Source organism: Rhodococcus sp. DMU2021, assembly GCF_019641445.1.
In the GTDB taxonomy this organism is placed as follows: Bacteria; Actinomycetota; Actinomycetes; order Mycobacteriales; family Mycobacteriaceae; genus Rhodococcus; species Rhodococcus pyridinivorans.
The window spans coordinates 721,087-736,332 of record NZ_JAIFKB010000001.1 but is presented as its reverse complement, the minus strand read 5'-3'; the positions used below and the strand labels follow the sequence as shown (position 1 = coordinate 736,332).

Below are 15,246 nucleotides of genomic sequence, written 5' to 3'. Positions count from 1 at the left end.
ACGCAAGATGTCCGTCTTTCACGTCAAACATCCGTATCAGCGGAACGCGCCCTATATCGGACGCCGCCCTGTCGTCCTCTCAGGCGACTCCGTCCCATCGCCATAAGTAAACGGTATTGTGCTTAGCCTCGATCTTTCGCGCGGATCACGTGTCGGACTGAGCAGCTTCGGATTCGGTGGGGAGACCGTGGATGCGGTGTGCATCCACGGTCGACTGCCCGACACGGTCGGGTGACGCCGAGGTCCACGGCCCCGGAAACAGTTCCTTCGTCTCGATGGAGCAGGTACGTGCAGGTCACGCAGGCGCAGGAAGCGCTGCGAGCCGATTCAGGCCGACCACGAAGGACATCGACATCCGGAGCTGTGATGGCAGCGGCAGACGAACACGGCGGACGTGTCGGGCGATCCTCCCCGCGATCGACAGCAGCCTCAGTCGTAGCCGTTTCGGCTCCCACCTGCGTGCCGGAACCTCGGTGAATGCGAGCATCTGCATCCACGCGGTCAGCTCGCATGCGAGCTGCACGAGCGCGAGCCAGATCCGGTTCTGATCGAAACCGTGCAGCGGAAGATTCTGCAGCCCAGTGACTTTCGCTGCTCGGATCCGGTCCTCGCACCGGGCCCGACGCCGGTGCCGCAGCTCCAAGTCCGGGAGTTGCCCGCGCCGGGGGTTGGTGACGAACGCGGTCAGGCGTAGGCCGTCCCGGTCGGTGAACCGCAACTGCGCACCCGGATGCGGCCTCTCTTTCCGGACGATCACCCGCATGCCTGTCGACACGACGACAGATCGAGCAGGCCGGTCAACTCCGTCACCCAGGCGCCGTCGCGGACCTGTCCGTCGGCGTCGTAGGCCGGGGTCCAGGCCCGATCAGGAACCAGGTCGATCGCTTCGGCGTGGGCGTCGGTCAACCCCAATCCGACCTGGGGGTCCCTCCCGCTCGCGGGGGCGTACGACAGGCGCCGCTTGGTCAGATACTCGATCAGTTGGTGGGTGTCGCCGGCACCGTCGATGCGCACCAGCACCTTCTTCCCGACCCGGTATCCCGGGTAGAGCGGCAGCTGCGCGAGTGCGTCCTGCACGACGGTGATGGGGGTACCGCCCTGCACGTAGTGCTTGGGGGAGGATCGGCGGCGGTGTTCGATCCCGAGTTGCCCGGGCCGCAGCAGCATCGCGACGGGTTCACCGGTGCCGCCCACGCCGTGGTCGGCGAACGCGCACAGCAGATGGAAACCGAAGCCTCGCGTGAACGTCGGGGCGGCCTGTTCCTTCTCGGAATGCGCGGTGACCTTCGGTGACATCGATGTCGAGGACCAGCGGATGCGCTTCGTCGACGGCGTGCTCGGGAGCCGACGCACCGGCGGCGGTCCAGGCGTGGCGACGGGCTGTGGCGCGGGCCCGGTCGATCGCGGCGAGCGCGGTGTCGGCGTCGACGGCCAACACGCTGATCAGGCGGGAGACGGTGGGGTCGGAGGCCACCGCACCGAAGATCTCCGGGTGAGCCCGCAGTTGGCTGATGTCGGCGAGGCAGTCCCCACCGATCGCGAATGCCGTCGCGAGATCGAGCACGATCTTGTCGGGATCGTGTCGGGTCAGCGGTTTTCGATACGGTGCGAGCTCGGCTCGAGGTTAGGACGATCTGCTCCCCGATGAGCGTCGGTCCGCAAGCGCGGCACCCCGGCTGTCGTGTCGGTCATGACGGACGCAGATCCGGCCCGTAGCCCTCCACAGTGCGTCGCGCCGCGTCGGCAACCACATCGGTGAAGGAACCCCCGCTCTCCAGCACGCCGCGCGCAGCAGCTCCTGATCGACCGAGGGCGTCGGCTCGCCGCGTTCGATCGATGCCGTCGCCTGGGCGACCAATGCATACACCAAGGTGGCCAGCGTGACGGTCTCCTCGACGGTCGCGGGCACGTCCGCGATGCGGATTTCGAGGGTCGGATGATGCGCGGAGATCCGCACATCCCAATAGACCATTCGAGGATCCAGGATCGTGCCGGTGGTGAGCAGCGATTCGACCGCCGCGTCGTATTCCGCGGCCGAGGCGCACTGCGGGGGCAGTCCCGCGCTCGGCCAGCGCCCCCACCGCAGGTATCGCCAGCTGGCATATCCGGTGTCCCGGCCGTCGGTGATCGGCGAGTTGACGGTCAGCGCCAGCAGGGCGGGAAGCCATGGGCGCAGATGGTTGATGAGCTGGGCCGCGCGGTCACGATCGTCGACACCGATATGCACGTGGCATCCGCAGATCACGCCGTCGGCGACGCCACGATAGTGCTGTGCCATGCGTTGGTAGCGAGGCGTGGCGGTGACCGATCCGCTCGGAGGTTCGAAGATCGGTGTGCCGACCGCTACGAGCCGGCATCCTGCGCGCGCTGCGGCGTCGGCGGCCGTCGCGCGGGAGCGGCGCAGCTCTTCGCGTAGGTCCTGCAGGTGTGTACATACCGTGGTGGCGGTCTCGACCTGACACGGGGAGAGCTCGACCTCGAGCTCGATGCCGAGTGTGCGTCCGGCCGCGAGCACGTAGAGACTGCGCAGGAGGGGACGACCGGTACGGGGATCGACCAGGACGAATTCCTCTTCGACGCCGATCGTGGCCGCCGCCCCGCCGCGCACAGGAGCGGTGTCGGTCGGTCCTGTGGCGGCCATGGCGTTCTCCCCACTCGAGATCTTTCACTCTACGAAGGAAGAGCGGCCGGCGTGGGTGTACTGCAGTCGGAGATCTGTCTTACCGGACAGTGCGTGCGCGTTGCCGGTTGGCGGCGTGGCGGAGCTGCAGAATCCGCAGGCCCCCGGCGAGGCCGACGATCACCGCTCCGGCGATCGCAGCGAACAGCAGTGCCACACCCAGCGGCAACGAGAAGTCCCACGCGAACAGTTCGAGGGTGACGCTGTCCAGGTTCTGCAGGATGAACACCAACAGCAACAGCAGGATCAACACACCGACGATCAGGGCAGTCCACAACGCCCCGGTGCGGGTGCCTCTGATGCCTTTGCCCCGGGCGACGTCGGGATGCAGCCTGCTGGGAGCGTCCGGATCCGGTGTCGCCCCGGATGGGGGTACCGGAGTATCGCTACGTCGCGCGGGCGCCGAGAAATCGGGGTTCGAATCGTCAGGGCCCCTCGAGCTGGTCGTCATGTGCGATCGGGTACCCCGGCCCTGTTCCGGTTATCCCACCGGCAGAATCTTTGCGGTCAGTTCACGTCCCGGCTCCGCACCAGAATCCCGGTGGCGACCACTGCGACGGCAATGTAGGCGGCGACGGTGATGAGCGCCCTCGGTCCCGAGATCACATCCACCACCCCGGGTGTGCCCTCCCCTCCCCCGGTCACCGCGCCGACGAGCGATCCGGCTGCGGTTCCCGACAGGAAGGCCGTCACGTCCTCGACGAGCTGCAGCGCGGAGCCGACGCCTCGCAGCAGATTCTCGACGACAACCGTCCATACCAGCCCCAGGCCGACCGACAGCGCCGCACTGCGGGCGTAGGTGCCGAGGGCGAAGCCGATCGTTCCCCACATCATGAACACGAGGTACGCCGCACCCGCGGAGCGAAGAAGTGCGCCGGCCGACGGCATCGTGAGCGGTTGTGTTTCGATCGTGGCGAGCGAGACGGACACGACCGTGCACAGCACAGCGGTGACGACCACCATCGCGGCAACGATCACCGCAAGAGCGAGCAGGGCACCGATTGTCGGGCGCAGACGGCCGTGAGTGAACACGGTCTTCCACGTTCCCCAGCTGTACCCGTTCCCGGCGATGAGAGCACCCAGGACGAGCACGAGCGCACCACCGAACAACGGTGTGCCCTGGACCAGGACGTCAGGGATCGATTCGGGCAGGACGCTCTGCAGCAACGCTTCGGTCGGCTCCCCTTCCGTGGAGAAGCCGGCCGTTCCGGTCGTGTAGGAGACGTACGGGAATACGTAGCCGAAAACCATCGCGAGCAGGAACCACGTGCCGACCGTCGTCCACATCGCCGGCCACGAACGCAACCGGTACAACTCGGCACGCAAGCTCCGAGCAACGGTGTTGTGCCGTGCGGCAAGTGAGGTGGAATCGGAGTGCGAGCGGAGTGTCGAGGCGGACATGTCACGCCCCCTTCGTGGGTGTGGAACGAGTGGTCATTTCGAGGAACACGTCCTCGAGGATGCGTTCGGCCGGTCCGACCGACAACACATCCATGCTGTCGGCGACGAGCGCGCGGACGACGTCGGGCCGCGATCGGGCGGCAGATCCAGCAGCACCGAGTCGCCGTCGATTTCGAACCCGTTCTCTCCGGCGAGATCCGATGCGATCGAGACCACCCGATGCCCGGGCGTGCCACGAACTTTCAGCACCGCGTCGCCGAGCAGGGTGGAGACGGTCGTTTCGCGCACCGGGCGCCCGGTGACGAGATCGGCAGGATCGGTATTCGCTCCGCACAAAATGACGCAGGGCCTCGGGTGACACCCTCTCACCGAATGTCCCACCACGGGCGCCGCTTCTGTAGGAACGCCGTCACCCCCTCCGCGGCTTCCTCGGAACCGAACATCCGCGCCGAACGTGCTGCCAGGTCGTCTCCGTAACGATCGAAGTCCTCGAGGATCCGCTGCGTGACGAGGCGTTTCGATTCGGCCAGACCCTGCGGTGAGCAGGCACGGATCTCCGCGAGCAACTCCACCAGGACAGCGTCGGTATCGGACACCGACAGGGTGACGAGACCCTCGGAGGACGCCTCCTCGGGACCGAACCGTTCGCCGGTCAGGAAGTACCGTGCCGCTGCGCGCGGCGACAATCGCGGGAGCACGGTCAAGGAGATGATCGACGCGGCCAGACCGAGCCGTGCCTCGGTAAGTGCGAACGTCGACGCCGGCCCGGCGACCACGATGTCGCAGGCACCGATCAGACCCATGCCGCCGGCGCGGACGTGCCCGTCGATGCGGGCCAAGACCGGCTTGGGGAGCTCCAGGATCTGCCGGAGCAAGGCCGTCATGTCGCGGGTGCGTGCGGCAGCCGTTTCCTGCGCGGATCCGGAAGAGCCGCTCAGATCCGCTCCGGCACAGAATGTTCCACCGGTATGGGTGAGGATGACCGCGCGGACGGCGGGGTCGGCGGCCGCGTCGACGAGTCCGCGGCTCAGTTGGGTCAGCAGCGGTACGGACAGGGCGTTGCGGTTGTGCGGGGAGTCGAGGGTCAGTGTCGCAGCGCCGTGGTCGACGACGTAGCGCACCACCACCACCGGATCGGGTTCGGTCATGACAACTCCTTGATGTGGTGGCCCCCTTCGCTGTCGGGGCTCTCGACCGGTGCGGACACGTCGTGCGGGGTGAGGACAGCGAGGACGGTGCCGACGGCGACCTGATCGCCGACTTCGACGGCGAGCGTCGTGAGCGTGCCGGCAGTGGGTGCGGTGACGGTGTGCTCCATCTTCATCGCTTCGAGCCACACGAGCGGCCTCCCCGCTTCCACCACATCGCCGACGGCAGCGCCGAGCCGGATCACCGATCCCGGCATGGGTGCGAGCAGTGATCCTGCAGCAATTCGGGCGGTGGGGTCCACGAAACGCGGCACCGCAGTCAAGCGCACCGGTCCGAGCGACGAGTCGACGTGCACCGCGTCGCCGTATCGCGCCACCACAAAATGCCGGCGGACACCGTCGACGTCCAGAACCACGCGATCCGGGGCGAACCCGACGACACCGAGGTCGTCACGGCTGTCGACGTGGACACCGTCGCGGGTGACTCGGTAACGCACCACGTGGTCATTGTGGACGCCCGTGAATCGTGTGGCCTGCGGCTGCGAGGGCAGATTCCGCCATCCCGAGGGCAGTCCCGCATTCACCGTGGCAGCGGTGCGATTGGTGGCCGACTCCGCCAGAGCAGCGGCGATCGCGGACACCGCTTCCGCGTGCGCTGAGGCGAGCGGTGCCGACAGTTCCGTGAGTCCGTGGGTGTCGAAGAAGGCGGTGTCGGTCTCCCCCGCACGGAAGGCGGGATGTTTCAGCACCGCGACGAGGAGGTCGCGGTTGGTGACAATGCCGTGGATCTCGGTGCGCGTCAACGTCGATGCCAGCAGCCGCACCGCGCGGTCACGGGTCGGTGCGTACGAGATGATCTTGGCGAGCATCGCGTCATAATGGACCCCGACCTCCGATCCCGCGAGGACACCGGAATCGACGCGCACACCGGTGTGCCGGAGCACGTCGAACTCGCGTGCCTCCTGCGGCAGCGCGAAACGGTGCACGGTGCCGGACTGCGGTTGCCAGTCTCGGGCCGGGTCCTCGGCGTAGAGCCTGGCCTCCACGGAATGGCCGTGTACCGGGGGTGGTTCGGGGTCGAGGAGGTCACCGGCGGCGATGCGGAACTGGAGATCGACGAGATCGAGCCCGGTCGTGCATTCGGTGATGGGATGCTCGACCTGCAGGCGCGTGTTCATCTCCAGGAAGTGGAACCGCCCCGAGCGGTCCGCGAGAAACTCGACGGTGCCGGCGCCCTCGTACCCGATGGCCTGAGCGGCGCGCCGGGCGGCGTCGAACAGGCGTGGGCGCATCCCCTCGATCGCGTCGACGAGCGGCGAGGGGGCTTCCTCGATCACCTTCTGGTGGCGACGTTGGATCGAGCATTCGCGTTCGCCCACCGCCCACACCGTGCCGTGGCGGTCCGCGAGGATCTGGACCTCGATGTGCCGCCCGTTCTCGAGATACCGCTCGCAGAACACCGTCGGGTCGCCGAACGCCGACGCGGCCTCCCGGCGGGCCGCGTCGAGTTGCCCAGGCAGGTCGGCCAATGTCCGCACCACCCGCATTCCGCGCCCACCGCCGCCTGCGGAGGCCTTGACGAGCACCGGGAGGTCGGCGTCGGTGATGTCGGCAGGGTCGAGTTCGGCAAGAACAGGGACACCGGTGTCGGCCATGATCTTCTTGGCCTCGACCTTCGAGCCCATCCGTTCGATCGACTCCGGGCGCGGTCCGATCCAGATCAACCCCGCCTCGAGCACTTCGCGCGCGAATCGTGCGTTCTCGGAAAGGAATCCGTAACCCGGATGGACCGCGTCGGCGCCCGTCGCCAACGCTGCCGCGACGATCTTCTTCCCGTCGAGGTAGGCCTCGGAAGGGGTGACTCCCGCAAGTCGCACGGCAGCATCGGCGTCGCCGACATGCGGACTGTTCGCGTCGGCATCGGAGAACACTGCGATCGCCCCCAGTCCGGCCCGACGGCACGACGCGAACACGCGGCGGGCGATCTCCCCGCGATTCGCCACGAGCACCGTGGTGATGGTCGATTCGGTCACGGGAACCTCACATCCGGAAGACGCCGAAGGATTCGGCACCTGTGATCGGGGCGGTGGCAACAGCCGACAAGCACAGTCCCAGCACAGTGCGGGTATCGCGGGGGTCGATGATGCCGTCGTCGTAGAGACGACCGGACAGGAACATCGGCAGCGATTCGGCTTCGATCTGGTTCTCGACGGCCGCGCGCATCGCCTCGTCGGCGGCCTCGTCGAAGTCCTGGCCGCGTGCCTGCGCGGCAGCGCGTCCGACGAGAGAGATGACCCCGGCCAGTTGGGCACCGCCCATGACCGCAGACTTGGCGCTGGGCCACGCGAACAGGAACCGCGGTTCGAAGGCACGTCCGCACATGCCGTAGTGACCGGCGCCGTAGGACGCGCCGATGAGGATGGAGATGTGCGGCACCGTGGAGTTGGCGACCGCGTTGATCATCATCGCCCCGTGCTTGATCATGCCGCGTTCCTCGTATTCCCGACCGACCATGTACCCGGTGGTGTTGTGCAGGAACAACAGCGGCGTATCGGCACGGTTCGCGAGTTGGATGAACTGGGCTGCCTTCTGCGATTCCTCGTTGAACAGCACGCCGCGCGCGTTGGCGAGAATCCCGACCGGATAGCCGTGCACCTGTGCCCAGCCGGTCACGAGCGACGACCCGTAGAGCGGTTTGAACTCGTCGAAGTCGGAATCGTCGACGACGCGGGCGATGACCTCACGCGGATCGAAGGGTTGCCGAAGATCCTCAGGGACGATCCCGAGCAGCTCCTCGGCGTCGTACCGCGGTTCGCGTACGTCCGTCCGGGGTGCAGGGCCGGCCTTGCGGTAGTTGAGGCGCCGCACAATGCTGCGACCGATGCGCACCGCGTCCTGTTCGTCGACCGCGAAGTGGTCGGCCAGACCCGAGATACGCGCGTGCATCTCGGCGCCGCCGAGCGACTCGTCGTCGGATTCCTCACCGGTGGCCATCTTCACCAGCGGCGGGCCGGCGAGGAACACCTTCGACCGCTTCTCGATCATCACGACGTGGTCGGACATGCCGGGGATGTATGCGCCGCCGGCGGTCGAATTGCCGAAGACCACCGCGATCGTGGGGATACCTGCCGCCGACAACCGGTTCAGATCGCGGAAGAGCCGGCCACCGGGAATGAACACTTCTTTCTGCGTGGGCAGATCCGCGCCGCCGGATTCTACGAGGGAGATCAGCGGCATCCGGTTCTGCAGGGCGATGTCGTCGGCACGCAACGTCTTGCGGAGCGTCCACGGGTTACTAGTTCCCCCGCGCACGGTGGGGTCGGTGGCCACGATGACACATTCGACGCCTTCGACCACACCGATGCCCGTGACGACGCTGCCGCCGACGGGAAACTCGGTGCCCCAGGCCGCGAGCGGTGAGAGCTCGAGGAACGGCGAGTCGGGGTCGAGGAGCAGTTCGATCCTCTCCCGCGCAAGCAACTTGCCTCGGTCGTGGTGTCGCCGGACGTACTTTTCTCCCCCGCCGGCGAGGGCCTTGCCGTGTTCTGTGTCGAGTTCGGCCAGGCGAGCACGCATTGTATCGGCGGCTGCGCCGTATTCGGTGGAGCCGGCATCCAGGGTCGAGATCAAGGTGCTCACGTGTGCTTCTCCAGCAGGACGGTGGGGATGTCGAGGTATCGGGCGCGCAACCATTCACCGAGGCCCTTGGCCTGGGGGTCGAAGCGGGCACGGGAGGCGACGCCACGACCGAGGATTCCCTCGATTACGAAGTTCACGGCCCGCAGGTTCGGGAGCAGATGACGTGTGACAGGCAAGGGTTCGATCTCGGGGAGCAGGTCCTTCAGCGTGTCGACGGTGAGAGTATTTGCAAGCCATTGCCATTCGTCGTCGGATCGGACCCACAACCCGATGTTGGCGTCACCGCCCTTGTCGCCGCTGCGGGCACCGGCGATCGTGCCGAGCGGAACGCGACGAGTCTGTCCGGACGACAGCGGCGCGGGCACACTCGGGTCCGGCAACGGTTCGAGGGTCCGGGTGGTCGCCGCGGCCGGGATGTCGACGCGGGTGCCGTCTGGCAACACTGCAATGTGCGGCACGCGGGTCGCCTCGACGTACTCGGCCGTGTAGACACCGTAGGCGGTGCCCGGGCCGGGCGGAGCGGTGACGAAGAACCCGGGAGAGCTTGCAAGGGCGAACTCGACCGCCGTGGAGGTGAATGCGCGTCCGACGACGTCGGGATCGGGATCGCGCGCAGTGCAGCGCAGCAGAGCGCTCGCGGTTTCCTCCGTGTCGGCATCGGCATGGTCGGTGCGAGCAAGAGTCCATTCGAGTTCGGCAGGCCGCCTCGGCAGATTCGATTCCATCTGGGATCGCACCAACTGGGCCTTCGCGTCGATGTCCAGTCCGGTGAGGACGAAGACGACCTCGTTGTAGAACCCGGCGAGCGCGTTGAGGCACACCTTCAGGGTCGGTGGGGGCGGCTCGCCCTTCACGCCGGTGATGCGGACACGATCGGGTGCTTCCCGGCTCAGCGTGGCGGTGTCGATGCGCGCGGTGACATCGGGGTTCGCGTAGCGTCCGCCCGTCACCTCGTACAGCAGTTGTGCGGTGACCGTGCCGACGGTGACGGCTCCTCCCGTGCCCGGGTGCTTCGTGATGGTCGCCGCGCCATCGGCTTCGATCTCGGCAATGGGGAATCCGGGGCGGACGAGGTCGTCGAGTTCGGTGAAGAACGCATAGTTTCCGCCGGTCGCCTGGGTACCGCATTCGATGACGTGCCCTGCGACAACAGCACCCGCGAGTGCATCGAAGTCATCAGGAGCCCAACCGAAGTAGGCGGCGGCGGGACCGACGATCACCGAAGCGTCGGTGACGCGCCCGGTCACGACGATATCGGCTCCGGCATCGAGGCACCGCGTAATGCCCCACGCACCGAGATACGCGTTGGCGGTCAGCGGGCGCGGGTCGGCGTCGAAACCGAACTCGTCGATGCGAGCAAGGAGATCGTCGCCTTCGACGTGGGCGATGCGCGGGGACAGACCGAGCCGATCCGCAACCGTGCGCAGCGCCGCGGCCAGACCCGCAGGATTGAGACCCCCGGCGTTCGCGACGATCCGCACCCCCTTGTCGAGGGCAAGACCCATGCAGTCCTCGGCCTGCCGCAGGAACGTCTTGGCGTAACCGAGATCCGGATTCTTCAGACGATCGCGACCGAGGATGAGCATCGTCAGTTCGGCGAGGTAGTCACCGGTCACATAGTCGAGTTCGCCGCCTTCGAGCATCTCGCGCATCGCCGACAGACGGTCACCGTAGAAACCGGAGCAGTTGCCGATTCGCACGACGCGGCTCACGCGATCCACTCCTGGACCGGGCGTCCTGTCCGCTGAGTAACGAGCGGACAGAGATCGTCGAGAAGCTCACGCGACTCCACCATGTGGTCAGCGTCACATGTCGCTGCTCTCGGAGCAAGCACTCATGACTGTTTCACGCGGCCCCTGGTCGTACCCCTCACCGCCGATAACGGGCTCACCGCTGTGCGCGGCGACGACGCCTCCCATCCGGCACGTCGGATTGCCCGGCCGGCTCTGCGGCTCCTCGACTGCTCCCGAACTCGACGGCATCTGCGTCCGCACCTCGGCCGGTCAGTGCCTGCACCACCATCTCGAGGTCGTGCAGCGTCACCTCATCTGCCGACGAACGGCCTTCTTCATCTCGAACGGAACGGGCCATGACAACTCCTGACAGAAGAACCACCGACCGCACCGTCGACCGTCGCAACACGAACAGAACCATCGCCACACGAACCGGCACCGGCAAGGCACCGGGCCCGACATCATCGGCAGGCCTGCGACACCGGCAAGTCTAATCGCGCCCGGAAGTACTTTCGCCGCGATCGGTCGCGCGCACGTAACTTGCCAGGACGGCGAACCTCGAAATCGTCACGACTCCTCGTTCACGACTCCTCGTTCACGACTCCTGCCTACCCCGCGGCAGATACCGTGGATGCATACTTCACCGAGGTCAGGAGTTGCCGTGCCGAAGCTGGAGATCAAGCAGAAGGCCGAACTTTCCCGCAAGCAGGCATCCGAGCGGTTGATCGCACTCGGCCGCGCCTTGGCGACGGGATCCGAAGTGAAACTGGACTCGGGCGGTGACACCATTTCGCTCGTCGTCGCCGACCGACTCGAATGGGAACTCGAGATCGAGGTGGACGGCGCCCAGGTCGAGATCGAGGTCGAATTCAGTTGGCGCGACGCACCATCCGACAGCCCAAAAGCCGATGCGGACGAGGAGGAGGACGAGGAGCCGGACGAGGAAGCGGACACCGCCGAAGGTTCGGATGAGGACCCGGGTGAAGACGAGGACGAAGGCGAGCCGCAGCAAACCGAGCCGCGACGAAGAGCCCCGGTCAAGAAGACGGCGCGGCGTGGCCGGCCACGTAAACGCGTCGCCGACTGATCGATGCACAGCCCCTGCCCGTCCACCAATTTCCTGAGCAGCCGCTACTACGACGGTCGCGGCATCACCGACCTGTTCGACTCGCCCGACCGGGCCCACGCGTGGATGCAGACACTGAATGAAGAGATCAGCTTCCCTCGATCACCTTTCACACCGACCGAGGACCAGCTCGCGCAACTCCGACAACTCCGCGACACGCTCGGCTCCGTCTACCGCGACACGCTCGACGGTGATCCGGCCCAGGCAGCGGCCCACCTGCGCACGGTGCTCGATCGCACACGCATCACTCCCGGCATCGTTGTCGGTGACGATCGCCTCCACGTCCGCTGGACCACGGACTCCCACGACCCGTTCGAGGAATTGGTCGCCGAAATCGCCGTATCCGCAATCACAGCGGTAACCGGTCACGCGGCAACCTTGCTGTGCAAGTGCGAGGCACCACGGTGCGTGCTGTACTTCACCCGACTCAACGCACGTCAGCACTGGTGCAGTGACGTGTGCGGCAATCGCGCACGTGTCGCTCGCGCCGCAAGGACGCGCCGGAAATCGCATCCCGCAGAAGGCTCACAACCGAAAAGCGAGGCTCACAACCGAAAAGCGAGGCTCACAACCCTGGTGGTCGACCCTCCGGGTTGTGAGCCTCACTTCTGCATTGTGAGCCTCCCGTCGAACGCCATCTGCGGTCAGCGGGCGTAGCGGTCAGCGGGCGTAGCGGTCAGCGGGCGTAGCGGTCGGCGAGCTCGGTTCCGATCCGCGCCAGTTCCTCCTGCACCGAGACCAGCTCGAGGACCTCGACATCGTCGACTCCGTGAAGGTCCCCTGAGATACACCTCGCGACGGACGGGCGCACACCGACCCCGACGACCGGCGACCTGCACCCGCCTCGCTACGCTCCAGCCCATGAGTGAGCCGACTTCGACCTACGCCAACGTGACGCTCGACCCGCGTGCCAACGTCTACTTCGACGGCAAGTGCGTCAGCCACAACTTCCATCTGGCAGATGGAACCCGCAAGTCGGCCGGCGTGATCCTGCCCGCGACCCTGAACTTCGGCACCGCTGATCCCGAGGTCATGGAGCTGCACAGCGGCGCGTGCCGCGTCCGGCTCGCCGGCAGCGAGGACTGGACCTCCTACGGCGCAGGCGACTCCTTCTCGGTGCCCGGCGACTCGTCGTTCGACATCGAGGTCACCGAAGCCGTCAGCTACGTCTGCCACTACGGCTGACCACACTCCCCAGCGAACGAGAACGCTCCCACCGAGTCCTGCTCGGTGGGAGCGTTCTTCCGTTCGTGGCGACCGGGCCACTACATACGAACCCGACTCAGCCGGTGACCTCTGCGCGGTCGGCCGAAGTGCCGGCCTGCGCCTTCCGCTGCGACGAGGCGTGGCCGACGAACATCGCCGACGCCACGATCCCGATGATCAGGACCGAGGCGGGCAGGAGCATCGACTGGCTCAGCACGATGCTGAACTTCTCGGCGATCTGCTCCGGGAGACCGGCTCCCATCGCGGCTCCGCCGCCCTCACCGGCCTGCACCTCACCCAATCCTTGGGCGGCCATCCGCGACGAGATCAGAGCACCGATCGCGGCGCTGCCCAGCACCGAACCGACCTGGCGGGTGGTGTTGTAGATGCCGGCACCGGCGCCCGCCTGGTGGATCGGCAGGTTGTGCGTTGCGGTGGAGGCCAGCGGCGCCCAGATGCACGAATTGGACAGGCCGGCGATACCGGCGATGAGCAGGAACAGCACGATGGGGCTGTCCGGCGTCATGAGCACCGCGAACCCGAAGATCGTCGCGGAGAAGAGCGTGAAGCCGACGGTGGGCAGCACCCGGGGCGGCATCCGGTCGGAGAACTTACCGATGAGCGGTGCCGTCAGACCGGTGACGATCGCCATCGGGGCGAAGATCAGGGCGGCTTTCGTGGGCGAGAATCCGCGGACCGTCTCGAGATAGAAGTAGGCCGGAACCATCAGGGCGGTCATGGCTGCGCGCCTGGTTGAAGACGAACAGCACCATCACCGCGATACCCGCGAGGATCATCGTCCAGGTCCATACGTCCCAGTCGCGGCTGGAACCTTCCTGGATTCCGAAGACCAGCAGGAACAATCCGACGCCGCTGAGGATCACGCCGACGACGTCGAACTTGTGCGGTTGGGTCTCGAGACTGGGCACCAGCCATGCCGCCAACACGAAGGCGATGATGCCGACCGGGACGTTGATGTAGAAGATCCAGTTCCAGCCCTGCCAGTCGACCAGTACACCGCCGACGAGGGGCCCGAGCAGCGAGGCCAGTCCGGCGACCGCGCCCCACAGACCCATGGCGGTGCCACGCTTGTCGGGCGCGAAGGTGCGGGTGATGATCGCCATCGTCTGCGGCGTCATCAGCGCCGCGCCGAGTCCCTGGACGGCGCGGGCGGCGATGAGCATCTCGATGGTGCCGGAGGTCGCGCACCACAGCGACGCCGCGGTGAACACCACCAGGCCCGCGAGATAGACGTGCTTGGGTCCGAACCGGTCGCCGAGACGACCGGTGAACAGCAGGGGCACCGCATAGGTGAGCAGATATGCGTTGGCCACCCAGACGACCTGATTGATGTCGGCCTGCAGGTCGGCCATGATCGCCGGGTTGGCCACCGCGACGATGGTCAGATCCAGCAGGATCATGAAGAACCCGACCACCAGGGCCGACAGGCCCCACCACGGATTACGTTCGGTTTGGATCGATTTCGTTCCTGTTCGTACCGGTCGAGCACGACCGGCGATCTATTGGGTCGAGGTGTCCCGGTTCGGTCGTTGCGCTACGACCGACCGGGACCGCTACTTTCCGCACTGCTCCTCCGCAGTTCGGCGAGAGTCTCATCCGTCAGCGCCGCACCCCAGTCGCGGCCGAGATCACGGGGCGGGTCCGGAAGTCGTCGATCGGCGGCATCGACGCTCTGCCACACCAGGGAGCCGTCGCGGATCTCCTCGATCAGTGCACGAAGCCACTCCGATTCGTGGGCGGTCCTGTCCCGGAGGAAGTCGACGGCCACCCAGTAGCGACGCGGCACGCCGTTGTCCGCGGCCCACGTGCGGATCGCGTCGAACTCGACAAGTTCCTCCTCGAGCCTGTCGATGCGCTCGCCGAGGAGGACGACGACTTCGTCGGCCGGAAGGTTGTGCGATTCGGCGAGGCCGAGGGGAAAGATCGGATACTCCCGCACCGGGCGTCGGATGATCTCGGCGAGGCGGGCCCGCACGGTCGCGGCACCGGCCTCGGTGATGCTGTAGGTGGTGCGCTCGGGCCGATTACCTGCGCGTTCGGTGCCCTCCTGCCGGATCAGTCCGCTTTCCGCGAGACGGGAAACGGTGTGGTACAGCGAGCTCGGCCGGAGCTTGATCAGGTTGTCCTCGCGGCGCCTGAGCAGAAACTGGGTCGCTCGACATCGGCACGCTCGAGCGACCCCGGAATCGGCGCGTCCGGGTGGCAGAATGCCTGGGGGTGGAGGCCGATTCGCCGACGCACACCTGATGGGCACGTCCGTAGGAAGGACTTTCGAGTAGTCCGCTACGCATG

12 protein-coding genes and 2 pseudogenes are annotated in these 15,246 nt (G+C 66.8%); 4 read left to right on the top strand and 10 right to left on the bottom strand.

The features are described 5' to 3' along the window. Positions 1–295 precede the first annotated feature (295 nt). The 8 genes and pseudogenes from K3M35_RS03415 to K3M35_RS03380 form a co-directional block, all read right to left on the bottom strand. Positions 296–1,612: pseudogene (locus K3M35_RS03415) on the bottom strand (IS1380 family transposase); the annotation flags it as partial. A gap of 12 nt (positions 1,613–1,624) precedes the next feature. Next, entirely contained in the window at positions 1,625–2,641 is a 1,017-nt protein-coding gene (locus tag K3M35_RS03410; RefSeq protein WP_217579783.1) for a glutamate--cysteine ligase, read from the bottom strand. A gap of 79 nt (positions 2,642–2,720) precedes the next feature. Next, positions 2,721–3,131, bottom strand: a complete 411-nt coding sequence (locus tag K3M35_RS03405; RefSeq protein ID WP_072740514.1) for a lipopolysaccharide assembly LapA domain-containing protein — start codon at positions 3,129–3,131, stop codon at positions 2,721–2,723. 56 nt (positions 3,132–3,187) lie between these two features. Next, a complete protein-coding gene (locus K3M35_RS03400) occupies positions 3,188–4,081 on the bottom strand; it encodes an ABC transporter permease (RefSeq protein WP_094980473.1) in 894 nt (297 codons plus the stop codon). A 365-nt stretch (positions 4,082–4,446) separates the two neighbouring features. Further along, entirely contained in the window at positions 4,447–5,229 is a 783-nt protein-coding gene (locus tag K3M35_RS03395; protein ID WP_217579784.1) for an enoyl-CoA hydratase family protein, read from the bottom strand. Beyond that, a complete protein-coding gene (locus tag K3M35_RS03390) occupies positions 5,226–7,262 on the bottom strand; it encodes a biotin carboxylase N-terminal domain-containing protein (protein WP_220665958.1) in 2,037 nt (678 codons plus the stop codon). The genes K3M35_RS03395 and K3M35_RS03390 overlap by 4 nt, the downstream gene beginning before the upstream one ends. Before the next feature lie 7 nt (positions 7,263–7,269). Next, positions 7,270–8,868, bottom strand: coding sequence for an acyl-CoA carboxylase subunit beta (locus K3M35_RS03385; RefSeq protein WP_217579786.1), 1,599 nt, complete (start codon positions 8,866–8,868; stop codon positions 7,270–7,272). Continuing rightward, positions 8,865–10,520: an acyclic terpene utilization AtuA family protein gene (locus K3M35_RS03380; protein WP_254707587.1), complete on the bottom strand. Its 1,656-nt coding sequence runs from the start codon at positions 10,518–10,520 to the stop codon at positions 8,865–8,867. Before K3M35_RS03380 ends, K3M35_RS03385 begins: the two co-directional genes overlap by 4 nt. A 184-nt stretch (positions 10,521–10,704) precedes the next feature. Here K3M35_RS03380 and K3M35_RS03375 point away from each other — a divergent pair, with 184 nt between their 5' ends. From K3M35_RS03375 to K3M35_RS03360, 4 genes are all read left to right on the top strand, one after another. Further along, entirely contained in the window at positions 10,705–10,971 is a 267-nt protein-coding gene (locus K3M35_RS03375; RefSeq protein WP_138941536.1) for a hypothetical protein, read from the top strand. Between the two features lie 291 nt (positions 10,972–11,262). Next, the gene (locus K3M35_RS03370) at positions 11,263–11,688 is read left to right on the top strand and encodes an amphi-Trp domain-containing protein (protein ID WP_217579788.1); all 426 of its coding nucleotides are present in this window, start codon (positions 11,263–11,265) and stop codon (positions 11,686–11,688) included. 3 nt (positions 11,689–11,691) lie between these two features. Further along, entirely contained in the window at positions 11,692–12,384 is a 693-nt protein-coding gene (locus K3M35_RS26840; protein WP_217579789.1) for an ABATE domain-containing protein, read from the top strand. A gap of 204 nt (positions 12,385–12,588) precedes the next feature. Then, positions 12,589–12,912 (top strand): pyrimidine/purine nucleoside phosphorylase, encoded by a 324-nt coding sequence (locus K3M35_RS03360; protein WP_019289422.1) that lies wholly within the window; start codon positions 12,589–12,591, stop codon positions 12,910–12,912. A gap of 97 nt (positions 12,913–13,009) precedes the next feature. On the opposite strand, the pseudogene K3M35_RS03355 reads toward K3M35_RS03360, so the two are convergent. Both K3M35_RS03355 and K3M35_RS03350 read right to left on the bottom strand, forming a co-directional pair. Then, positions 13,010–14,411 (bottom strand): annotated as a pseudogene (locus tag K3M35_RS03355) (MFS transporter). 77 nt (positions 14,412–14,488) lie between these two features. Then, complete coding sequence (locus tag K3M35_RS03350; protein WP_254707533.1) at positions 14,489–15,208, bottom strand: PadR family transcriptional regulator; 720 nt, start codon at positions 15,206–15,208, stop codon at positions 14,489–14,491. Positions 15,209–15,246 lie beyond the last annotated feature (38 nt).

Coding starts and splice junctions, on each gene's coding strand:
- K3M35_RS03410 (WP_217579783.1), bottom strand. CDS start 2,641: ATGGCCGCCACAGGACCGACCGACACCGCTCCTGTGCGCGGCGGGGCG.
- K3M35_RS03405 (WP_072740514.1), bottom strand. CDS start 3,131: ATGACGACCAGCTCGAGGGGCCCTGACGATTCGAACCCCGATTTCTCG.
- K3M35_RS03400 (WP_094980473.1), bottom strand. CDS start 4,081: ATGTCCGCCTCGACACTCCGCTCGCACTCCGATTCCACCTCACTTGCC.
- K3M35_RS03395 (WP_217579784.1), bottom strand. CDS start 5,229: ATGACCGAACCCGATCCGGTGGTGGTGGTGCGCTACGTCGTCGACCAC.
- K3M35_RS03380 (WP_254707587.1), bottom strand. CDS start 10,520: ATGCGCGAGATGCTCGAAGGCGGCGAACTCGACTATGTGACCGGTGAC.
- K3M35_RS03375 (WP_138941536.1), top strand. CDS start 10,705: ATGACTGTTTCACGCGGCCCCTGGTCGTACCCCTCACCGCCGATAACG.
- K3M35_RS26840 (WP_217579789.1), top strand. CDS start 11,692: ATGCACAGCCCCTGCCCGTCCACCAATTTCCTGAGCAGCCGCTACTAC.
- K3M35_RS03360 (WP_019289422.1), top strand. CDS start 12,589: ATGAGTGAGCCGACTTCGACCTACGCCAACGTGACGCTCGACCCGCGT.